This window comes from Vibrio sp. YIC-376, from assembly GCF_052353105.1.
Lineage (GTDB): Bacteria > Pseudomonadota > Gammaproteobacteria > Enterobacterales > Vibrionaceae > Vibrio.
In genome coordinates this window covers 41,073-61,254 of sequence record NZ_JBBWFK010000006.1, presented here as the reverse complement: position 1 = coordinate 61,254, position 20,182 = coordinate 41,073, and the positions used below count along the sequence as shown (strand labels likewise).

18 protein-coding genes are annotated in these 20,182 nt (G+C 44.3%); 13 read left to right on the top strand and 5 right to left on the bottom strand.

Translation table 11 applies throughout. The features are described from left to right. Window positions 1-7 precede the first annotated feature (7 nt). From recJ to WJM94_RS12655, 5 genes are all read left to right on the top strand, one after another. Window positions 8-1,747 (top strand): single-stranded-DNA-specific exonuclease RecJ, encoded by a 1,740-nt coding sequence (recJ, locus tag WJM94_RS12675; protein WP_444494579.1) that lies wholly within the window; start codon window positions 8-10, stop codon window positions 1,745-1,747. Between the two features lie 161 nt (window positions 1,748-1,908). Further along, a protein-coding gene (gene prfB, locus WJM94_RS12670) for a peptide chain release factor 2 (protein ID WP_444494578.1) occupies window positions 1,909-3,007 on the top strand; the annotation gives its coding sequence in 2 pieces (ribosomal slippage) (window positions 1,909-1,983 and window positions 1,985-3,007; 1,098 coding nt in all). A 42-nt stretch (window positions 3,008-3,049) separates the two neighbouring features. Further along, window positions 3,050-4,582 (top strand): lysine--tRNA ligase, encoded by a 1,533-nt coding sequence (gene lysS / locus WJM94_RS12665; protein ID WP_444494577.1) that lies wholly within the window; start codon window positions 3,050-3,052, stop codon window positions 4,580-4,582. Window positions 4,583-4,830: 248 nt separating this feature from the next. Next, window positions 4,831-6,165 carry a cyclic-di-GMP-binding transcriptional regulator VpsR gene (gene vpsR, locus WJM94_RS12660; RefSeq protein ID WP_444494576.1) on the top strand — a complete coding sequence of 445 codons (1,335 nt, stop codon included), beginning with the start codon at window positions 4,831-4,833 and terminating at the stop codon, window positions 6,163-6,165. Window positions 6,166-6,665: 500 nt separating this feature from the next. After that, window positions 6,666-6,917, top strand: a complete 252-nt coding sequence (locus WJM94_RS12655; protein WP_444494575.1) for a DUF1127 domain-containing protein — start codon at window positions 6,666-6,668, stop codon at window positions 6,915-6,917. Window positions 6,918-7,053: 136 nt separating this feature from the next. Here WJM94_RS12655 and WJM94_RS12650 read toward each other — a convergent pair whose 3' ends face one another. Continuing rightward, window positions 7,054-8,088, bottom strand: coding sequence for an NADP(H)-dependent aldo-keto reductase (locus WJM94_RS12650; RefSeq protein ID WP_444494574.1), 1,035 nt, complete (start codon window positions 8,086-8,088; stop codon window positions 7,054-7,056). A 154-nt stretch (window positions 8,089-8,242) separates the two neighbouring features. Between WJM94_RS12650 and WJM94_RS12645 the strand changes: the two genes are divergently transcribed. Continuing rightward, window positions 8,243-8,557 carry a DUF6482 family protein gene (locus WJM94_RS12645; protein WP_444494573.1) on the top strand — a complete coding sequence of 105 codons (315 nt, stop codon included), beginning with the start codon at window positions 8,243-8,245 and terminating at the stop codon, window positions 8,555-8,557. Between the two features lie 17 nt (window positions 8,558-8,574). Here WJM94_RS12645 and mutH read toward each other — a convergent pair whose 3' ends face one another. Beyond that, window positions 8,575-9,255, bottom strand: coding sequence for a DNA mismatch repair endonuclease MutH (gene mutH, locus WJM94_RS12640; protein ID WP_444494572.1), 681 nt, complete (start codon window positions 9,253-9,255; stop codon window positions 8,575-8,577). Between the two features lie 618 nt (window positions 9,256-9,873). On the opposite strand from mutH, the gene rppH reads away from it, so the two are divergent. Genes rppH through WJM94_RS12615 form a run of 5 tightly spaced genes read left to right on the top strand, consistent with a single transcriptional unit; the run spans window position 9,874 to window position 15,163 of the window. Continuing rightward, window positions 9,874-10,395: an RNA pyrophosphohydrolase gene (gene rppH, locus WJM94_RS12635; protein ID WP_098416479.1), complete on the top strand. Its 522-nt coding sequence runs from the start codon at window positions 9,874-9,876 to the stop codon at window positions 10,393-10,395. Window positions 10,396-10,397: 2 nt separating this feature from the next. Then, window positions 10,398-12,644, top strand: a complete 2,247-nt coding sequence (gene ptsP / locus WJM94_RS12630) for a phosphoenolpyruvate--protein phosphotransferase (RefSeq protein WP_444494571.1) — start codon at window positions 10,398-10,400, stop codon at window positions 12,642-12,644. A 6-nt stretch (window positions 12,645-12,650) separates the two neighbouring features. After that, window positions 12,651-13,442 (top strand): sulfite exporter TauE/SafE family protein, encoded by a 792-nt coding sequence (locus WJM94_RS12625; protein ID WP_444494570.1) that lies wholly within the window; start codon window positions 12,651-12,653, stop codon window positions 13,440-13,442. Between the two features lie 38 nt (window positions 13,443-13,480). Further along, window positions 13,481-14,302, top strand: coding sequence for a prolipoprotein diacylglyceryl transferase (lgt, locus tag WJM94_RS12620; protein WP_444494569.1), 822 nt, complete (start codon window positions 13,481-13,483; stop codon window positions 14,300-14,302). A gap of 9 nt (window positions 14,303-14,311) precedes the next feature. Continuing rightward, on the top strand, window positions 14,312-15,163 hold the full coding sequence (locus tag WJM94_RS12615) for a thymidylate synthase (protein WP_444494568.1): 852 nt from the start codon (window positions 14,312-14,314) through the stop codon (window positions 15,161-15,163). Window positions 15,164-15,221: 58 nt separating this feature from the next. On the opposite strand, the gene WJM94_RS12610 is transcribed toward WJM94_RS12615, so the two are convergent. Beyond that, entirely contained in the window at window positions 15,222-16,379 is a 1,158-nt protein-coding gene (locus tag WJM94_RS12610) for a flavohemoglobin expression-modulating QEGLA motif protein (protein WP_444494567.1), read from the bottom strand. A 197-nt stretch (window positions 16,380-16,576) separates the two neighbouring features. Further along, window positions 16,577-17,725, bottom strand: coding sequence for a Na/Pi symporter (locus WJM94_RS12605; protein WP_444494566.1), 1,149 nt, complete (start codon window positions 17,723-17,725; stop codon window positions 16,577-16,579). A 383-nt stretch (window positions 17,726-18,108) separates the two neighbouring features. On the opposite strand from WJM94_RS12605, the gene nhaR reads away from it, so the two are divergent. Next, window positions 18,109-18,999, top strand: coding sequence for a transcriptional activator NhaR (gene nhaR / locus WJM94_RS12600; protein ID WP_444494565.1), 891 nt, complete (start codon window positions 18,109-18,111; stop codon window positions 18,997-18,999). 286 nt (window positions 19,000-19,285) lie between these two features. Continuing rightward, the gene (locus WJM94_RS12595) at window positions 19,286-19,582 is read left to right on the top strand and encodes an ArsR/SmtB family transcription factor (RefSeq protein ID WP_444494564.1); all 297 of its coding nucleotides are present in this window, start codon (window positions 19,286-19,288) and stop codon (window positions 19,580-19,582) included. 180 nt (window positions 19,583-19,762) lie between these two features. Here WJM94_RS12595 and rpsT read toward each other — a convergent pair whose 3' ends face one another. Continuing rightward, entirely contained in the window at window positions 19,763-20,023 is a 261-nt protein-coding gene (rpsT, locus tag WJM94_RS12590) for a 30S ribosomal protein S20 (RefSeq protein WP_444494563.1), read from the bottom strand. Between the last annotated feature and the right edge of the window lie 159 nt (window positions 20,024-20,182).

Below are 20,182 nucleotides of genomic sequence, written 5' to 3'. Positions count from 1 at the left end.
TTCAAGCATGATAGAAATTCAACGACGTCCCGAGCCCGATCTTTCCCTTCTACCCGATTCGATTCCTCCTATCTTAAAGCGCATATACATTAATCGTGGTATTACTGATGTGGCGCAACTGGAAACGTCTGCGCGTGGTTTGCATTCATACCAAAAGCTTGGTGGGATTGACCAGGCTGTCGCTCTGTTATTCCAGGCGATTCAGGAACAAAAACGCATAATCGTAGTAGGGGACTTTGATGCTGATGGCGCGACAAGCTCCGCGTTGTCAGTGCTCGCGCTGCGAATGCTGGGTAGTTCCAACGTGGATTACTTAGTGCCAAACCGCTTTGAAGATGGTTACGGTTTAAGTCCGGAAGTGGTCGATCAGGCCCTAGAGCTCGGTGCGGAAATGATCATGACCGTCGACAATGGTGTCTCGTCGATTGAAGGGGTTCGCTATGCCAAAGAAAACGGCATTACCGTACTCGTGACTGATCATCACTTACCCGGACAAGTCCTTCCTGACGTGGATGCCATGGTCAATCCTAACCTCGACAGCTGCGCTTTTCCGTCCAAAGCCTTGGCTGGCGTTGGTGTTGCATTCTATTTGATGATGGCGCTTTGCGTGCACATGCGCAAACTGAACTGGTTTGCTCAGCAAGGAATGCAAGAGCCGAAGCTGATGGAGTTGATTGATCTTGTTGCACTTGGCACCGTTGCTGACGTAGTGCCTCTGGATGAGAACAACCGCATTCTGGTTCATCAGGGCTTGCAGCGTATTCGCGCGGGGAAAGCTCGTCCTGGTATTCAGGCTTTGATAGAAGTTGCTAAGCGTGATGCCCGTCGTCTCATTGCCTCTGATTTTGGATTTGCTCTTGGCCCACGCATAAATGCAGCAGGCCGTCTGGATGACATGTCCTTCGGGGTTGAGCTGTTGATGTGTAACAACATCCACGCTGCACGCCGCATGGCCAGTGAACTTGATGGACTTAACCAAACCCGTAAAGAGATCGAAGAAGGAATGAAGCAGGAGGCGATGGCCTTTTGTGAGCGCCTGCAGTTTAGTGAAAACAGTGAGCTACCTTATGGGGTAGCCCTGTTCCAACGTGACTGGCACCAAGGTGTAATTGGTATTCTCGCCTCGCGCATTAAAGAAAAATTTCATCGCCCTGTTATCGCGTTTGCAGATGGTGGTGAAGGGACAATCAAAGGATCGTGTCGTTCTATCCCTGGACTACATATGCGAGATGCTCTGGATTTTATTGATACGCAAAATCCTGGTTTGATCATCAAGTTTGGTGGCCATGCGATGGCGGCGGGTTTAACCATCAAAGAGCAGGATTTTGAGCGTTTTAGCCGTTTATTTGATCAAGTGGTGAAGAAAGAACTCGATGAAGCAGCGCTAAAAGGTGTGATTCTGTCTGATGGCGAACTCAAACCAGAAGAGTTTTCGATGCATGTCGCTGAACTATTGCGCTCTGGTGGACCTTTTGGTCAGGCATTTCCTGAACCGGTTTTTGATGGTGAGTTTAAGGTCTTACATCAAAAGCTGGTGGGAGAAAAGCACCTTAAGCTGATGCTGGAGCCACTTTACAAAGGTCATCCAACTAATGTGATGATTGATGGTATTGCGTTCAATGTCGATTTGCGTCGCTGGCCGGATGCGTCTGTCAAAACAGTACGTTTAGCGTTTAAGTTGGATGTGAATGAATTCCGTGGCAATCAATCACTGCAACTTATGATTGATCATATTGAAGCTAAGTAATACCTAAGCTTTTCTTTCATATCGAGTACGGTCTTCTTGAGCGTAGAGGCCGTACTGCATCTCATCGCAATCTGCACTCTCATTCGAAATTTTCCTGTATCTCCGTCACATTTTTCAGTAGAATTCCTCGGTTAAATTCTATTCTAAAATGTTGAGTAAACATGTTTGAAATCAATCCAATTAAAAACCGTCTACAGGACGTGTCTGAGCGCACAAATGTCCTGAGGGGGTATCTTTGACTACGACGCTAAGAAAGAGCGTCTAGAAGAAGTAAACGCAGAACTAGAACAACCAGATGTATGGAACGAACCTGAACGTGCACAAGCACTGGGTAAAGAACGTGCATCGCTAGAAGCGGTTGTGGAAACTATTGATCAACTTGAGCAAGGTGTCGAAGATGTTGAAGGTCTTCTGGAACTTGCTGTTGAAGAAGAAGATCAAGAAACATTTGATGAAATCGGACCAGAACTTGCTGAGCTCGAAGAGAAACTAGCGCAGCTTGAATTCCGTCGCATGTTCTCTGGTGATCACGATAGTTCTGACTGCTATATCGACCTGCAAGCGGGCTCGGGCGGTACTGAAGCTCAAGACTGGACCAACATGATGCTACGTATGTACTTACGCTGGGCTGAAGCAAAAGGCTTTAAAGCAGAAGTTATCGAAGTGTCAGAAGGTGAGGTTGCGGGTCTGAAATCAGCAACGGTTCGTATCTCTGGTGATTATGCTTACGGCTGGCTACGCACAGAAACTGGTGTTCACCGTTTAGTTCGTAAATCTCCGTTCGATTCAGGCGGCCGTCGTCATACTTCATTTGCGTCTGCGTTTATCTACCCAGAGATTGATGAAAACATCGCTATCGACATTAACCCTGCGGATCTACGCATCGACGTTTACCGAGCGTCTGGTGCTGGTGGTCAGCACGTTAACACCACTGAATCAGCGGTACGTATTACGCACGTCCCAACGAATACTGTGGTTCAGTGTCAGAACGATCGTTCTCAACATAAGAACAAAGATCAGGCGATGAAACAGTTGCGCGCAAAACTGTTTGAACTTGAGCTTCAGAAACAGAATGCTGAGAAACAAGCCAACGAAGATGCGAAATCTGATATCGGTTGGGGCAGCCAGATTCGTTCATACGTTCTGGATGACTCGCGTATCAAAGACTTACGTACCGGCGTTGAAAACCGTAACACCCAAGCGGTTCTTGACGGCGATTTAGACAAATTTATTGAAGCTAGCCTTAAATCAGGTCTTTAAGCTTTTCACCGACACTCAAATCGAAACAGGATACATCGAAAAATGACTGATGCTGTTCAAAACGACAACGTACAAGAAGTCTCTACACAAGAAGAGAATAAGCTGATTGCGGAACGCCGCGCGAAACTGGACGAGATCCGTAAGAGCTGCAAAGCAAACGGCCACCCAAACGACTTCCGTCGTGACGCATTAGCGGGCGACCTTCAAAAAGAGTTCGGTGAGAAGACGAAGGAAGAGCTAGAAGAGCTTAACCACGTCGTTGCAATTGCTGGCCGTATTATGGCTAAACGTGGTCCTTTCCTAGTAATTCAAGAGACTTCTGGCCGTATTCAGGCTTACGCTTCAAAAGAAGTACAGAAAGAGCTTAAAGAAAAATACCAAGGTCTGGATATCGGTGACATCATCGGTGTGAAAGGTGCTCTGCACAAGTCTGGTAAAGGCGACCTATACGTAAACATGGAAGAGTACGAGCTGTTAACTAAAGCATTACGTCCTCTACCTGAAAAGTTCCACGGTCTGACTGACCAGGAAATGCGTTACCGTCAGCGTTACGTTGACCTAATCGTTAACGAAGACTCACGTAAGGCGTTTATCGTTCGCTCTAAACTGGTATCTGCGATTCGTAACTTCATGAGCTCAAAAGGCTACCTAGAAGTAGAAACGCCAATGATGCACGTGATCCCTGGCGGTGCGACAGCGCGTCCATTCGTTACTCACCACAATGCACTAGATATCGATATGTACCTACGTGTTGCACCAGAGCTTTACCTGAAACGTCTGGTTGTTGGTGGTTTTGACCGCGTATTCGAGATCAACCGTAACTTCCGTAACGAAGGTTTGTCTCCTCGTCACAACCCAGAATTCACTATGATGGAATTCTACCAAGCTTACGCTGACTACAAAGATCTTATGGATCTGACTGAAGAAATGCTAAGTACAGTGGCAATGGAAGTTCTAGGTTCAACGTCAATGCCGTATGGTGAAGAGACGGTTGAGTTTGGTGGTACTTACGCTCGTATGAGCATGTTTGAAGCTATCAAACACTACAATCCAGAGCACGCAGAAATCCAAGCGCTAACTGAAGTTGACCTTCAAGACCGTGAGAAAATGGTTGCGATCGCGAAATCAGTACACGTTCAAGTAGAGCCATTCTGGACATGTGGTCAACTACTGGAAGAGATTTTTGGTGAAACGGCTGAGCCTCTGCTGATTCAACCAACTTTCGTAACTGGTTACCCAGCGGACATCTCTCCATTAGCACGCCGTAGTGATGATAATCCATTCTTCACTGACCGTTTCGAGTTCTTTATCGGTGGTCGTGAAGTGGCGAATGGCTTCTCAGAGCTAAACGATGCAGAAGATCAAGACGAACGCTTCAAAGCGCAAGTTAATGCGAAAGACGCGGGTGATGATGAAGCGATGTACTACGACGCTGACTACATCACTGCTCTAGAGCACGGCCTTCCGCCAACAGCAGGTCAAGGTATTGGTATCGACCGTTTGGCCATGCTGTTTACAAACACGCACACAATTCGTGACGTGATTCTGTTCCCGGCAATGCGCCCACAAGCGTAATTGATTTATTTGAGATGAAAAACCACCTTCGGGTGGTTTTTTTTTTGCCTCTTATTTAAATAAATTCAGGTGGTTAGATGTAAGGCTTAATAGGATATGCAAATAAACATTCGCCAAAGCGCTATCTATTGCATAGTCTTAATATTGAGACAGACGTGAATGGATGTAGTCTCGATAATGTTACCCGTTCGCAAAGATGCGTTTGTGGCTAGAAAAATTTATCAACAATAATTAATAAGGGTTAAAGAATGGCTGGGCAGTTTAAGATGGATTCCATTCCGGGATCGCTTGTCGTCGTAGGTGGTACGTATGAGCCTTGGTTATCAGTGCTGGAACAAGTTGGCTGGAAGTGTCATCAGGTAGGTGATTTGCGTAAAGCCAATGCTTTGTTAGAAGATATTGGGCCTTGTATTGGTATTGTCGATCTCAGTCAGGATGAGTTTAGCTTGAACGGTTTGGCTAACCTGGTGAGCTCTCATAAACATGTACGATGGTTAGCGTTCATCCGTGAATCTCAGCTTGGTGCAGATACCATCTGCCAGTTTATTGTGAACTTCTGTATCGACTTTTTCACTGCACCGATCCCTGATGCGCAGTTATTAAGCACCATAGGCCACCAATTGGGTATGTTGAAGCTAGAAAAGAAAGTGTGGCCGAGCTTTGGTAACAGTCTGGATATGGGGTTGATTGGTGAATCTATCCCAATGAAACGTCTACGCGACCAGGTTAAGCGTATCGGTCCAACGGATGTGAGTATCCTAATCTCTGGCGAAAGTGGTACGGGTAAAGAGGCGGTTGCGCGCGCTATCCATAAAGTATCTGCTCGCTCCCATAAACCGTTTATGTCAATTAATTGCCGGGCATTGAATGAGCAGCGCTTCCAGGCGGAAGTGTTTGGTGTTGCTGCGAATGGTGATATGGGCCCAAGCCTTCTGGAGCAAGCTGATGGTGGTACGGTTCTGTTTAATGACATTCTCACTATTTCCAAAGTGCAGCAATTGAACCTGCTGAGATTTTTGCAGGAAGGCACGGTTGAAACTCGGGGTGGGGTGAAAAGTGTGAATGTTCGTGTCCTCGCTGCGAATTCGTCTGATGTTGAAAAAGCATTGATTAATGGTGATTTCAACGAAGAGCTTTATCACTACATCAATGTTCTGCGTATCAGTGTCCCTAGCTTGAAAGAGCGTGCCAGTGATATCGCGCTATTAGCCCGTTACTACTTGCAAGAGTTCTCAAAAGAATATAACTCGCAAGCGAAGAGTTTCTCTGAAGATGCATTGAAAGCACTAACTCGTTACTTCTGGCCAGGTAATGTTCGTGAACTGATGAATCAGATTAAGCGTGCGGTATTGATGTCAGACAGTGTCGTGATTGAAGAGCACCATTTAGATTTGCCGCACAGAAATGACACCAGGCGCAGTTTGAAGTCGATTCGTGAGAAGAGTGAGCGAGATGCTTTGTTAGTGGTTCTGGAGTCTCACTCTGGCCAGGTGTCTAACGCCGCGAAGGAGTTAGGAGTATCACGAGCGACGATGTACCGATTACTCAATAAACACAATTTGATCACCGAGCAAACCATCTGATCTGTGATAAAAGTGAAAAAGGAGCGTGCACTAGCCGCTCCTTTTTGTTTTCCATCTCAGGGAGTTATAAAATTTCGCAATCCATTCATTTTCTGGATGAATATTTTACATTTAAAAGCATATGAAACTAATTGTCAGTTCAATGGTTTGTTTTTAATCGACAGGATAAAAATTGTTTGATAAATAAACACTAGAGCTTACAATTTAACCGTAACTCAAAGAGTTATATCACTTCATAAACGGATTAATTTTTAGCTAGGAGGCGCAAGATGAAACATTACGTTGATTACACCGTGACTTGCGCTGATCGTATTTCTTTTGCACCGACAACTCTTACATCGGCAGATAAGAATACCACTGGCTCACTAGATAAAATTAACCCGTAACCTATCTTATTTATTACTAGGCTGCGGAAAAATGGCGGCTTAGTATCACAGAACAGTCTGTTTCTCTGCGCACTATTTTTCCCGGTCGAACTTTATCGTTAATTGGAGAAAATTATGCGTCACTCAATTTACTTGAAACTTGCAACTTTGCTTTTAAAAGCGGATCTAAAACGTGAAGAAAAAGAATGGCAACGAAAAGTACGCCGCTCTGCCCATGATATTCCGTGGACTAATGTGCACTTGCTGAAGGATATTGGTCTGGATGCGGAAGGTCGTTCAACACGAGTAAGTGTTCCAGATACTGTAAAAGTAGAACGTCGAGTTCGTCACCTTCGTCGTGTTTTAAGTGCGCGAATACCGACGTAATTTATAGCGTGTTGGACTCGTCTATTTTGCTATTGGTAAACTCGACTTGTGTTCAGCACGCTGTAAATTAGGCAACAAAACTGATTAGTTTCAAATAGTTCAAACGGGCTGGCCTTGAAGGTCAGCCCGTTTGAGTTTACGGACAAGGATTAGAATAAATCGTACTGAGCGCCTGAATCTCTGTTAGGAGTTCATCGCTGAGTTGAAGATCAATGCTGTCGATATTTGCTTTTAGCTGGTCTAGGTTTGTCGCCCCGATGATATTTGCAGCCACAAACGGACGCTGATTCACAAACGCAAGTGCCATTTGTGCTGGATCTAAGCCATGTTCTCGCGCCAAATTGACATAGGCTTCGGTGGCTTTAACACCTTGAGGAGTAAAGTAACGAGCAAAACGCTCCCACTTCGAACAGCGAGCGCCTTCAGGTCTTGCGCCATGGAGATATTTACCACTCAAACAGCCAAATGCCAAAGGTGAGTAGGCCAACAGCTGCACGCCTTCGTAGTGGCTAATTTCAGATAGACCCACTTCGAAGCTTCGGTTAAGCAGGTTATAAGGGTTCTGAATAGAGACAATGCGTGGTAAGTCGTGCTTTTCTGCTAAACGGAGCAGTGACATTACGCCCCATGGCGTTTCATTTGATACGCCGATATATCGAACTTTACCTGCGTTTACGAGCTCGGTAAGCGCTTCCAGTGTCTCGATTAATGTGACTTCTTCTTGTTTGTCTGGGTATGGATAATTGAGTTGACCAAAGCAGTTGGTTTGGCGTTGTGGCCAATGGAGTTGGTATAGGTCAACGTAGTCTGTTTGGAGTCTTTCAAGACTTGAATCAATCGCATCGTGGATATTGCGACGGTTCAGGCTCATATTTTCACGGATATAAGGCAGGGTACGTGACCCGGCTACTTTGGTGGCCAGAACAACTTTTTCTCGTTTGCCTGATTTTGCCAGCCAGTTTCCTATGTATTGCTCAGTCAAACCTTGAGTGTCCGCATTTGGTGGAACTGGATACATCTCAGCGGTATCGATGAAGTTCACGCCATGATCAAGAGCAAAATCGAGCTGTTCAAACGCTTCCTTTTCTGTGTTTTGTTCACCGAAAGTCATCGTTCCAAGACAGATTTTACTGATCTCGAGAGAGGAGTGCGGTAGTTTGGTGTATTGCATTTCACTTCCTTGCAGAATTGCCAACTTAGTAAGTCATCCCAATATAGGGGATTTTTGGGCTCTCTCGCAAATGATTTGCGTTTAAGCATCCAGGTGACTCGAAAGCTATTCATACCCTAACTACACTTAAAACGAGTTGTTAAGGAGGTGGATCATGCAGAAACATCAATTGGACATGTGGTTACATGGTCAACATAAAAACAGCTATCAAATGCCTAGAGTCTTTGTTATAGGTTGTTCTGATGTCTCTGACTATTTGCTAGCAGTGGAGTACAAACATCAACTGGAGCCAATAAAAGACGGTGAGGATCCTATCCATTACGGATCATTAGAATTGGTGAAAGAGGAACTGCTCAGGTTGGGGTTCGAGAAAGCGTATTTGAGGCTGCACAATACGTACGATGAGTGCGGTAACGATAATGGTGTAGCCTCATATTGTGATATTGAGTTATCACTCATCACACACTAAATAGCTGAGAAACCATGTCACTCTGATGGTGTGTTGATGTAATGTTTTAAAAGGATTTGCTCAGTAAATTGTGTTCTAAGGTAGAAACCTCTTGGTAAGGTTTTTATGGGTTTACCGTTTGAACTGTACGCTTCAGTTTGAGCTTTTGCATTAGCTGCTTTTGGTCGCAGATGGAGTGCTTCTCCGTGTCTGGCGGAAATTTGATCAAACTGTCCAAGCACGATCATTTCCATTAATTCTTCCCAGTCGTTACGTAAGATGCGCTCCTCTTCTTCATCCGGTGACCAGATAAGTGGGCTACCAACGCGACGTTCCGCAAGTGGGATTTCTCTCTCTCCTTCAACCGGTACCCAAAGAACACGGGATAATTTATTGCGTACATGGCTTGTTTCCCATGTAAGCCCTTGAACTCCAGTTAAAGGTGCTACGCAGACGAAAGTCGTTTCTAATGGCCGACCTGAATAACCAACGGGAATGCTTTTTAATTCAATCCCCAGTTTAGAAAAGTCTTGTTGGGGCTTACTGCCAGCTGGTGCACCTAAATGCCATTCAAGTAGTTGACCGACCCAGCCTTTATCACGTTTTAAATTTTCAGGAACGATCATGCCAGCTTCTTCTGCGAGTTCGGCAAAACTAAGGCCAGCAATATCGTGGGCACGCTCCATCAGTTCCGCTTCTGTCTGTGGTTCTGGTTTCATAATGACTACGTATCGGTTTAAAAAATGTAGTTTAACAAATTACAACAAAATCTACTGTTCAAGATTTCATCCGGATGGATTAAGAATGATCAATCCATAACTTATCCACAAGTAAGGGTGTTTAGAAGTGGATTCAAAAGAGGGGTGGATGAATAAACAGGTGTTTTATACAGAATTTAGGCTTGATTTTATCGTAATGACATGAACTTCTACTGATGGGGTGTGGATAAATTAGTGGTTGGTGGATCTTTGACCGATCTGAGTTTGATGAAAAGATCATCAGTCTTCAGAAGATCTTTTTATCATTAATTTAAAAATAAAATTCATATTTATCAGTAAATTATTTTCTTATTGCCTATTATTTAAATAGTTATAGGAAAAAGGTTTTGAACAAAAATATGTACTGTTAGTGAATTCTTCACAAAGTTATTCACAGAAAAGGTGAATAAATGTGGGCAATGTCTCAGTCTTGTGTTGATAAAGTATTTATAGGCTAAAAGATATCCAATGTTAGTGGAAAAGTAATAAATCTTGCTCATATCACATCAGTAAGTTTGCTAGTAATGGGGATATGTGGAAAAATCACGGTAATAAAAAATTATTCATAGAGGTTAGCCAGTGATAGATGGCGATGGTTACCGACTTAATGTTGGTATTGTAATATGTAATAACCATGGTCAGGTCTTCTGGGCTAAACGATACGGGCAACACTCATGGCAATTTCCACAAGGTGGAATTGACGAAGGTGAAACCCCTGAGCAGGCGATGTTCAGGGAGTTATATGAAGAAGTCGGTTTAACGAAAAAAGACGTTAAGATCATTGCAACAAGTCGTCATTGGTTAAGATATAAACTACCAAAGCGATTGGTGCGTTGGGACTCTAAGCCTGTTTGTATCGGCCAAAAACAGAAATGGTTTCTGTTGCGATTGGAATGCGATGAGTCATGCATCAATATGCAACGTGGGAAATCCCCTGAATTTGATGGTTGGCGTTGGGTAAGTTATTGGTACCCCGTCAGGCAAGTGGTATCTTTTAAGCGAGACGTTTATCGTCGTGCAATGAAAGAGTTTGCTTCTTTAGCCATGCCTTTTCGAGAAAGAAAAACGAAAGGGAAAAGAAAAAAGCAACGTAGAGGATAGTCATGCTCAGCCAGCTAAGGGAAATAGTTGAAAAAGTCTCCAGAGTTGAAGATGTTCATCTGGCACTCGATGTATTGGTTAAGGAGACTTGTATTGCCCTTCGCACAGAGTGCTGTACGATTTACCTCGCCAATGAAGAAATGCAACGCCTTGAGCTTATGGCTACTCAAGGCCTGATTTTTGAAGGTGATAGTATACATATCAACTTCAATGAAGGTTTGGTTGGCCTCGTAAAACGCAGTGCTGAGCCGCTCAACCTTGCCGAAGCCTCAAAACATCCAGAGTTTAAGTTCTTTCCTCAACTCGGCGAACAAATTTACCACTCTTTTCTTGCTACACCGATTATTCACCGCAAACAAGTTTTGGGTGTCCTCGTCATACAACAGAAAACGCCGCGTTTGTTCAGTGAAATGGAAGAGTCATTCCTCGTCACGTTGTCGGCTCAGTTAGCGGTTATCATTGCGCATGCGCAAAGTCTTGGTCACTGGCAATTGGCCTCCAAACCCACGGTACTAAAAGGCTTACCGGCTTCTACAGGTGTGGCGATAGGTGAATTTTGGTTTGATAATACTCAGCCTAGTTTGTCAGATGTCTTTCCTGCTTCAACGTTGGACAAAGAGCGGGAATATGAACTCTTGCTGGTGGCAATTGAGCGCGCACTGAATGATTTTCGCCGGATGCGTAAAAAGCTTGATAGTGAAATTAACAAAGACGCTTTGGCTATCTTCGATCTTTTTACTCACTTGCTGAATGATCCGATGCTGCGTGGTGATCTGAAAAAGCAAATCGAGAAAGGGGACAGGGCTGATTGGGCATTACGTCAGGTTGTTGAGTCGTACTCGAATCGATTTGCGCGTATGTCAGATGTCTACATGCGTGAACGTGCGCAGGATATCAGAGAACTAGGCCAGCGTTTACTTTACTTTTTGCACAATAGTGAGCAAGAAAACTCTGCTATCGATCGCTCTATTATTCTGGTAGCAAATGAGCTTACCGCTACGTTATTGGCATCAGTTCCTAAAGAATACTTGTTGGCGGTAGTCTCTCTGGAAGGTGGTGTTAACTCTCATGCAGCCATCTTATCACGTGCTCTGGGCGTCCCTGCTGTCATGGGGGCAAACATCAATACCGACGTGGTCAATGGAAAACTGGGTATTGTTGATGGGTATACCGGTGAGATTTTCCTCGAGCCGAATCGCCAACTGTTACGTGAATACCGTAGCTTAGTCAGCGAAGAATCTGAGTTGACCGCGATGGTGAACAAGGATCTCGCCTTACCTGCGATTACTCAAGATAATCATAAAGTGGCAGTGATGTTAAACGCGGGTCTCAGTGCCGACAGCAATATCGCGATTAATACCGGCGTTGATGGTGTTGGTTTATATCGCACGGAAATTGCATTTTTACTTCAGCATCACTTTCCATCTGAAGATGAGCAGTATCATCAGTACCGAGCGATATTGAACAGTTATCAGAATCAACGTGTTGTCATGCGCACACTGGATATCGGTGGTGATAAGCCATTGCCTTATTTGCCGATAGAAGAAGACAATCCATTTTTGGGCTGGCGTGGGATCCGTTTTACTCTGGATCATCCGGACATCTTTCTTATCCAGTTACGGGCTATGCTAAGGGCAAGTGCCGAGAGCGGAAATCTGGACATTCTGCTACCAATGGTATCTGGAGTGAAGGAACTGGATGATGCAATTACTTTGATCAATCAGGCATACACTGAGACAGTGCTGCTTGATGAGCGAATTCTAATGCCTAAAATCGGCGTTATGATTGAAGTACCTTCAATGGTGTATCTACTGCCTACTATTGCGCACCGTGTGGATTTTGTTTCTGTCGGTACGAACGATTTAACGCAGTATTTATTAGCCGTTGATCGGAACAATTCGCGCGTTGCAGATGTCTATGAATCTATGCATCCAGCAGTATTGCTGGCCTTGAAACAAATTCATGATGTCTGTGAGCAATACCATGTACCGGTTTGCATTTGTGGTGAGTTAGCCGGAGATCCGTTTGGATCGCTTTTGCTACTGGGCTTAGGCTATCGCACCCTAAGTATGAACACATCTAATGTGGCTAAGGTGAAGTATTTAATTCGTCATAGCCAACAAGAAGAACTAAAAAAATTAGCGGAACAAGCTATGACACTTTCATATGGACAGGAAATTCATGAGATGATGCATGATTTCTTTATCCAACAAGGTTTTGCTGGCTTTATTCGGGCAGGTAAGAAGTAGGTAATCGTGACCCTCTCTCTATTTTTGTTATTGCTGGCATTAGGCGCTTTTGTAGGTGTGATGGCCGGTCTGCTTGGTATTGGCGGTGGGTTAATCGTAGTTCCGGCTTTAGTGTATCTTCTGCCTCTGGCCGGAATATCCCCAGAAATGAGTATGCACATCGCACTTGCCACATCATTGGCGAGTATCATCATCACATCGGGCTCATCTGCAATGCATCACCTAAAGCTTGGGAATGTCGATATGTTTGTGGTGAAGTGGTTAATGCCTGGTGTTGTGATAGGCGGCTTTGTTGGAGCGAGCTTGGCCGAATGGATCCCCACTCAATATTTGCCAAAAGTTTTCGGCGTGATTGTGCTGCTTTTGGCGGTACAAATGTTCCGTTCGATTAAAGTGACTGATTCCAAGCCAATGCCGAGTAGCCCGGTTACCATTATGTATGGAACTGGAATTGGCGTCGTGTCGAGTCTTGCTGGTATTGGCGGTGGGTCGCTGTCCGTCCCTTTCCTCAATAAACACGGTATCGAAATGCGAAAAGCCGTCGGCTCCTCATCCGTATGCGGCTGTGTGATAGCAATTTCTGGTATGATCGGTTTTATCTTACATGGTTATAAAGTAGAGAATTTGCCACCGTATAGTGTTGGTTATGTTTACCTTCCTGCTTTATTAGCGATCGTCATGACGTCGATGCTGACAACAAAAGTTGGTGCTAAGTTGGCGACTAATCTCCCGACAGCAGTATTGAAAAAAGTCTTCTCAGTATTTCTGATTTTTATTGCTGCAACAATGCTGCTGTAACTTCCATCCGTTTATTTGTAGTAAGAAGAGAATGATTTATGTCTCAGGGATACATTGAATTTCCCAATATTGATCCGGTTTTAATCTCCTTTGGTCCGGTCTCAATTCGCTGGTACGGCTTGATGTACCTAGTCGGCTTTATATTTGCTTTATGGCTGGCTAATCGTCGCGCAGACAAGCCAAATAGTGGCTGGACACGTGAACAAGTCTCAGACTTGCTATTTGCAGGCTTCCTTGGCGTAGTGATCGGTGGCCGAGTTGGCTATGTGATTTTCTACAACTTTGAGTTGTTCCTGGACGATCCTTTATATCTCTTCAAAGTCTGGACCGGTGGTATGTCATTCCACGGTGGCTTGTTGGGCGTGATTACCGCCATGATCTGGTACGCACGTAAAAATGGTCGTACCTTCTTTGGCGTAGCGGACTTTATCGCACCACTCGTACCATTCGGATTAGGAATGGGACGTCTGGGCAACTTCATGAACAGCGAACTTTGGGGTCGTGTGACCGATGTTCCATGGGCGATTGTTTTCCCTAATGGTGGTCCGCTACCTCGTCATCCTTCTCAGTTATACGAAATGGCGCTGGAAGGCGTGGTGTTGTTCTTTATCTTGAACTGGTTCATCAAAAAACCACGTCCATTAGGCTCGGTATCAGGGCTATTTTTAGCTGGATATGGTACATTCCGCTTCCTGGTCGAGTTCTTGCGCGAACCGGATGCTCAGCTTGGTCTGTTTAGTGGTTTTATTTCAATGGGACAGATCCTGTCTACTCCGATGATCGTGTTGGGAATTCTCATGATGGTTTGGGCGTACAAACGTGGTCTTTACCAAGATAAAGCTCAAGTGAAAAAGAAGTAGGGTATTGGTGTGAAACAGTATTTAGATTTGTGTCAGCGCATCGTTGACCAAGGTGTTTGGGTTGAAAATGAGCGTACAGGCAAGCGTTGCCTGACTGTTATCAACGCGGATTTAACCTACGATGTTGCGAACAATCAATTCCCATTGGTAACCACACGCAAAAGCTTTTGGAAAGCCGCAGTTGCGGAACTATTGGGCTACATTCGCGGTTATGACAACGCGGAAGATTTCCGTAAATTGGGCACCAAAACCTGGGATGCCAACGCTAACGAGAATGATGCTTGGCTGAGTAATCCTTACCGTAAAGGCGAAGACGACATGGGCCGTGTATACGGTGTTCAAGGTCGTGCATGGGCGAAGCCAGATGGCGGTCATATCGACCAGTTACGCAAGATTGTTGATGATTTAACCCGTGGTGTTGATGACCGTGGCGAGATCCTCAACTTTTATAACCCGGGTGAATTTCACATGGGCTGTCTGCGCCCTTGCATGTACAGTCATCACTTTTCACTGTTGGGCGATACGCTTTACCTCAACAGCACTCAACGTTCATGTGATGTGCCATTAGGCCTCAACTTCAACATGGTTCAAGTGTATGTTTTCCTGGCTATCATGGCGCAGATTACCGGTAAGAAACCGGGTCAGGCATACCACAAGATTGTGAATGCGCACATCTACGAAGACCAGCTTGAACTGATGCGTGACGTGCAACTGAAGCGTGAGCCGCTTAAAGCGCCAACTTTCCATATCAACCCTGAGATCAAATCGTTGGAAGATTTAGAAACTTGGGTAACGTTGGATGACTTCTGGGTGGAAGGTTACGAGTACCATGACGCAATTCGCTACCCATTCTCTGTGTAGTCTGTTTCGTTATGATTGAAAAAAGCTCCATGTCGGAGCTTTTTTCGTTTTGACGGGATTACTTTAAGGCACTGACGATATAACGGTGTATCGGATTGGTTTGTTGTGGCTTAGAAAGGGCTGGGCTGATGTGCTCTGGTCTTGAAAAAATCCCTTTATTCACAAGTGAACGAATCAAATCAAAGTATTTCAGCTCGGTTTTCCCACACAACAACAAATAGAAATCGTCGCCCAGTTGATCATAAGCGTTAAGCACCTCTCGGAAACCCCGTAGATACAAGTAATCTTTCGTCAGGCCACCACCGCGGTACACTCGTGAGGTAATAGTGAACGCGAGCATATCAGAGGCGTGGTATTGCTCCTTCAATAGTCTGAAGGTCTGACGAAAATCCCGATCTTTTATCATCGATTCAACAGCCAGTACTCGCAGCGCTAATGTGCGTAATCGTTTGATGCTGAAATGTCCTGACAGGTATTCACACAGAATCGCCACGCCTTCCTGAGTATTGGTATTGGCAGGGCAACCTAAGCTTAGAACGTTGAGAGGCTGGCGACGACCATTTATGGTTGTGAGCAGGTGAACCCCCATTTCATGATGAGCGAGCGCTTCCAATTCGTCCGTAGTGATGTGTGCCGCGCTATTGATCTTCACTCGTATACCAGACACCAGTGCGTTAGCCAGCATCCCATCAAGAACTTGTATGTCGCATTCGTAGCCGTTTTTCTGGGCAAAGTGACTCATGAAACGAGCAATAGACTGGCTGTCATGCTCTGGCTTACTTTCTTCTTCGGTCGGCAAGTGCAAAATGAAATGTGCATTGGAAATATCTTTAGCACTTGGCTCGCCGTAATAGCGTAGAGAATTGTACAGGAAATCCTGTGTACCAATGGTATCTACTTGATCGAGTTTATCCGCATAGGACTGAATCACATCCGCGTAAAGCTTTTGTAGCTGTGTATCTTGGATATGTTCTAAAGGCAGTTCATACAAACGACGCTTAGATTGGTGGGTATCGAGAGGCGATTTCTGGTACTCAAATTTGGGCTCCAGAGAGTATTTATTGCTAATGAATCGTTCTCTTTCTTGTGCGTAGTTGATCGGGTTGACGCTGCTAAGGATATCAATATCACTAACCAATTGGGTTAGGCTTTCATCTATCGCTAATAGTCGGCTGGGAATCGATTCGTAAGCTTGAGCCATGCTTTTTAACTCCATGTGAAAATACTACCAACCAAAAGCGTGGATTACTCGGGATGGTATGGCTCAAATTATCATCGTGAACGGGTTTTGAACAACAAATATTTATACATGTGTCACATTTAGCTTTGAGTTTCGCATTTCTGACCGTGTACACATACAAAAAAGGCCCCACGATGTGGAGCCTGAAAATAAGCGATGGTATTTCGTTATTATTATGCGGTCAGAGCTAGAATTGCGCCTGGCAAAATAATGAAGACTGACATTAGGTAGCCACCTACAACCGCCTTATTCTTAATTGCCATCTCTGAAAGCTTTTCTGCGCCTTTTAGTGGCAGCTCACGCAAGAATGGAACACCAAAGATTAACAGTGTCGCTGCAACGTTAAATGTCAGGTGAACCAGTGCAATCTGTAGTGCAAACACAGCAAACTCACCAGAGACAGCCGTTGCAGCCAGAAGAGCAGTAATACATGTCCCGATGTTAGCACCTAACGTGAATGGGTAGATGTCACGTACTTTTAGTACGCCAGTACCCACCAGTGGAACCATCAAGCTTGTTGTTGTTGAAGATGATTGCACAAGTACAGTCATGATCGAACCAGAAAGGATGCCGTGGATAGGGCCACGACCAATTGCATTCTTAAGGATGTCACGAGCACGACCCACCATCAGGCTCTTCATTAGTTTACCCATCACTGTGATAGCAACGAAGATAGTTGCAATACCAAGGAGGATAAGAATCGCACCGCCAACGGTGTCACCGAATGTTGACAATGGCTCTTTAATTGCTGAAACGACAGGTTTAGTGATTGGCTTGATAAAATCGAAGCCTTTCATGCTCATATCGCCAGTGTTCAGAAGTGGTGAAACCAGCCAGTGAGAAACCTTTTCTAACAAGCCGAACATCATTTCTAAAGGTAGGAAGATAGCTACAGCAAGCAGGTTGAAGAAGTCATGGATCGTGGCACTAGCAAAAGCGCGTTTGAACTCTTCTTTACAACGTACGTGACCTAGTGAAACTAGAGTATTTGTTACTGTAGTACCAATGTTGGCACCCATTACCATTGGAATTGCGGTTTCTACAGGTAGACCACCCGCAACTAAGCCCACAATAATAGAAGTTACAGTACTAGAGGATTGGATTAGGGCTGTTGCCACCAGACCGATCATTAGACCAGCGATAGGGTGGGATGCAAATTCAAACAGTATTTTTGCCTGGTCGCCAGTCGCCCATTTGAAGCCACTACCAACCATAGATACAGCTAAAAGAAGCAGATACAGCATGAATGCCAAGTTAGCCCAGCGTAACCAACGAGTTGTGCTCGAGATTGGCGCCGCTGCCGAAGTAGCTTGGTTCATCATAATTTTCTCCGTTGACCTTTCTGTATGTTTTTAGGTCTTTAGTTGAAACTGCGAGCGATGTTAGAGAATAAATATTTCAGTAATATTACAGATTCATGTCTTTGATGGCTTTTTATTGTCATTTTTGACAGTTACTTTGCGTATTTTCTCCATAAAATTTTAAGTTAATGAAATTAAATGTTTTTTATTCTGGTTTGATTGTGTGATTTTTTAGGGGGGAAATGATAAAAACTGCATTTTAGGTCGTGTTTTATGACAATGTGAATTTTATAACTTCGGTAAAATCTTGGTTTTTAATGGTTTGGTTATGGTTTTGTCGAATTAATTGTTTATCGTTGTCACATTTGATATAAAAACGATTACCTTCTTTTCGGGAACTGGGTATGTCACATCTAAATTATAACCATCTGTATTACTTCTGGATGGTCTGCAAGCAAGGCTCTGTTACCAAAGCAGCAGATGCTCTTTTCCTCACTCCTCAAACTGTGACCGGACAAATCAAAGCATTTGAGGAGAGAATGAAAGGAAAATTGACAAAGCGAAATGGCCGCACTGTAGAACCAACAGAACTTGGTCAGTTAGTGTTTAAATACGCTGACCGGATGTTTGGTTTGAGTTATGAGATGTTGGATATTGTGAACTACAGCCAGCATTCGAATATCTTGTTTGAAGTAGGGGTGGCGGATGCGCTGTCAAAGCGCCTGGTCAGTAAAGTACTCATGACCACGGTTCCCGAAGATGACAGTATCCACCTGCGTTGCTACGAGTCGACCCACGAACTGTTATTGGAGCGACTATCTCAACACAAACTCGATATGATTTTATCCGATTGTCCGGTCGACTCGACTCAAAGCCCTGGCCTCTATAGTAAGAAGCTTGGCGAGAGCAGCATGAGCTTTTTTGCTTCGTTTGAAATAGATGAAGTGAGATTTCCGGAGATTCTGGAAAAGAAAAAGCTTTTGATTCCTGCCAGCCGCACAGCGATGGGACGTAAAGTAATTCAATGGTTTGATCGGCAAGGTCTGCAACCAGATGTGTTGGGCGAGTTTGATGATGTGGCGTTGATGAAGGCATTCGCGCGATATCATGATGATGTTATCTTCCTGGCTCCGACAGTATATATGTCTGAAATTGAAGACGACCGCAAGTTACAATTAATTGGTCATGTGGATGATTTGAAGGAAGAATATTATGTTATTTTTGCTGAGCGCATGATTCAGCACCCAGCAGTTAAGAACGTTTGTGATGCTGATTTTAGCCAAATGTTTGAATAAACACGTATCGTTGCGCAACTAAATAGATTACTATCGTCAAAAATACAAGCCTAAATCTAAATGAGACTTAAGTAACTTTGGGGTTTGTGAGTATCAGTGGTGTCGCGAGATAGGCGAGTGATTACTGCTGAGGGCGCTTAAATTTCCATAGCGTCACCCAAAAGACGAATTAAAAGTTATCAATATTGAGGCATCTATTATTTATTTAGATGTCACAGGAAAATTTTTGCAACACAACTAGCTAGCCAGAGTTGGAATAGGTAAGTTGTAGCTAGAGGTCCGACACATGAATCTACAAGACATGGAGAAAAACTCCGCTAAAGCCGTCGTGTTGCTCAAGGCGATGGCAAACGAAAGACGTTTACAAATTCTTTGCATGCTGCATAACCAGGAGCTGTCTGTTGGCGAGTTGTGTGCAAAACTAGAGTTAAGCCAGTCGGCGTTATCTCAACATCTAGCTTGGCTACGTCGTGATGAATTGGTCGCGACAAGAAAGGAAGCGCAAACGGTGTACTACACCTTAAAAAGTGATGAGGTGAAAATGTTGATTAAAACCCTTCACGGTCTGTATTGCGAAAGCTAATAACAAGTACTGAATAGTGCATCTTGTTCACCTTTGGGCGGGCTATTGAAAAAAGATGCGTTTGGCTTGGCAAATGGAGAAAAGAAAAGCTGGCACTGCCAGCTTTTTTTATTAAGAAATTTAGATATAAAAAAACCGACACTAAGTCGGTTTTTTCTTCACTGTAAAATCAGGACTCTATTAAAGAGCTTTGATTTGTGCAGCGAAACGAGACTTATGGCGAGCTGCTTTATTCTTGTGAATAAGGCCTTTAGTTGCCATGCGGTCTAGGATAGGTGTAACTACAGCGAATGCAGCAGTTGCAGCTTCTTTGTCGCCTGCTACGATAGCAGCAACAGTTTTCTTCATGTAAGTACGCATCATTGAGCGACGGCTAGCATTGTGCTGACGACGTTTCTCAGCTTGGATAGCGCGCTTCTTAGCAGATTTACTATTTGCCAAGGGTCTAACTCCCAAAAACTTAGTTCTGTGACAATTTAAGGGCGAGGAATATCCCTCATTTGCGCTTAAATGTCAAATGATTTGTGCAAAAACCGTTCTAAACCAAAACAAGTTTTGGTAAGAGAGGTCATCGCGGTTAAGATGGCGGGGATTCTAACA

Excerpts from the sequence above, each read along its gene's own strand:
- WJM94_RS12645 (WP_444494573.1), top strand. The coding sequence starts at position 8,243 with ATGCAGAAACATCAATTGGACATGTGGTTACATGGTCAACATAAAAAC.
- WJM94_RS12595 (WP_444494564.1), top strand. The coding sequence starts at position 19,286 with ATGAATCTACAAGACATGGAGAAAAACTCCGCTAAAGCCGTCGTGTTG.
- nhaR (WP_444494565.1), top strand. The coding sequence starts at position 18,109 with ATGTCACATCTAAATTATAACCATCTGTATTACTTCTGGATGGTCTGC.
- WJM94_RS12605 (WP_444494566.1), bottom strand. The coding sequence starts at position 17,725 with ATGATGAACCAAGCTACTTCGGCAGCGGCGCCAATCTCGAGCACAACT.
- WJM94_RS12610 (WP_444494567.1), bottom strand. The coding sequence starts at position 16,379 with ATGGAGTTAAAAAGCATGGCTCAAGCTTACGAATCGATTCCCAGCCGA.
- vpsR (WP_444494576.1), top strand. The coding sequence starts at position 4,831 with ATGGCTGGGCAGTTTAAGATGGATTCCATTCCGGGATCGCTTGTCGTC.
- lgt (WP_444494569.1), top strand. The coding sequence starts at position 13,481 with ATGTCTCAGGGATACATTGAATTTCCCAATATTGATCCGGTTTTAATC.
- lysS (WP_444494577.1), top strand. The coding sequence starts at position 3,050 with ATGACTGATGCTGTTCAAAACGACAACGTACAAGAAGTCTCTACACAA.
- mutH (WP_444494572.1), bottom strand. The coding sequence starts at position 9,255 with ATGAAACCAGAACCACAGACAGAAGCGGAACTGATGGAGCGTGCCCAC.
- ptsP (WP_444494571.1), top strand. The coding sequence starts at position 10,398 with ATGCTCAGCCAGCTAAGGGAAATAGTTGAAAAAGTCTCCAGAGTTGAA.
- WJM94_RS12655 (WP_444494575.1), top strand. The coding sequence starts at position 6,666 with ATGCGTCACTCAATTTACTTGAAACTTGCAACTTTGCTTTTAAAAGCG.
- recJ (WP_444494579.1), top strand. The coding sequence starts at position 8 with ATGATAGAAATTCAACGACGTCCCGAGCCCGATCTTTCCCTTCTACCC.
- WJM94_RS12650 (WP_444494574.1), bottom strand. The coding sequence starts at position 8,088 with ATGCAATACACCAAACTACCGCACTCCTCTCTCGAGATCAGTAAAATC.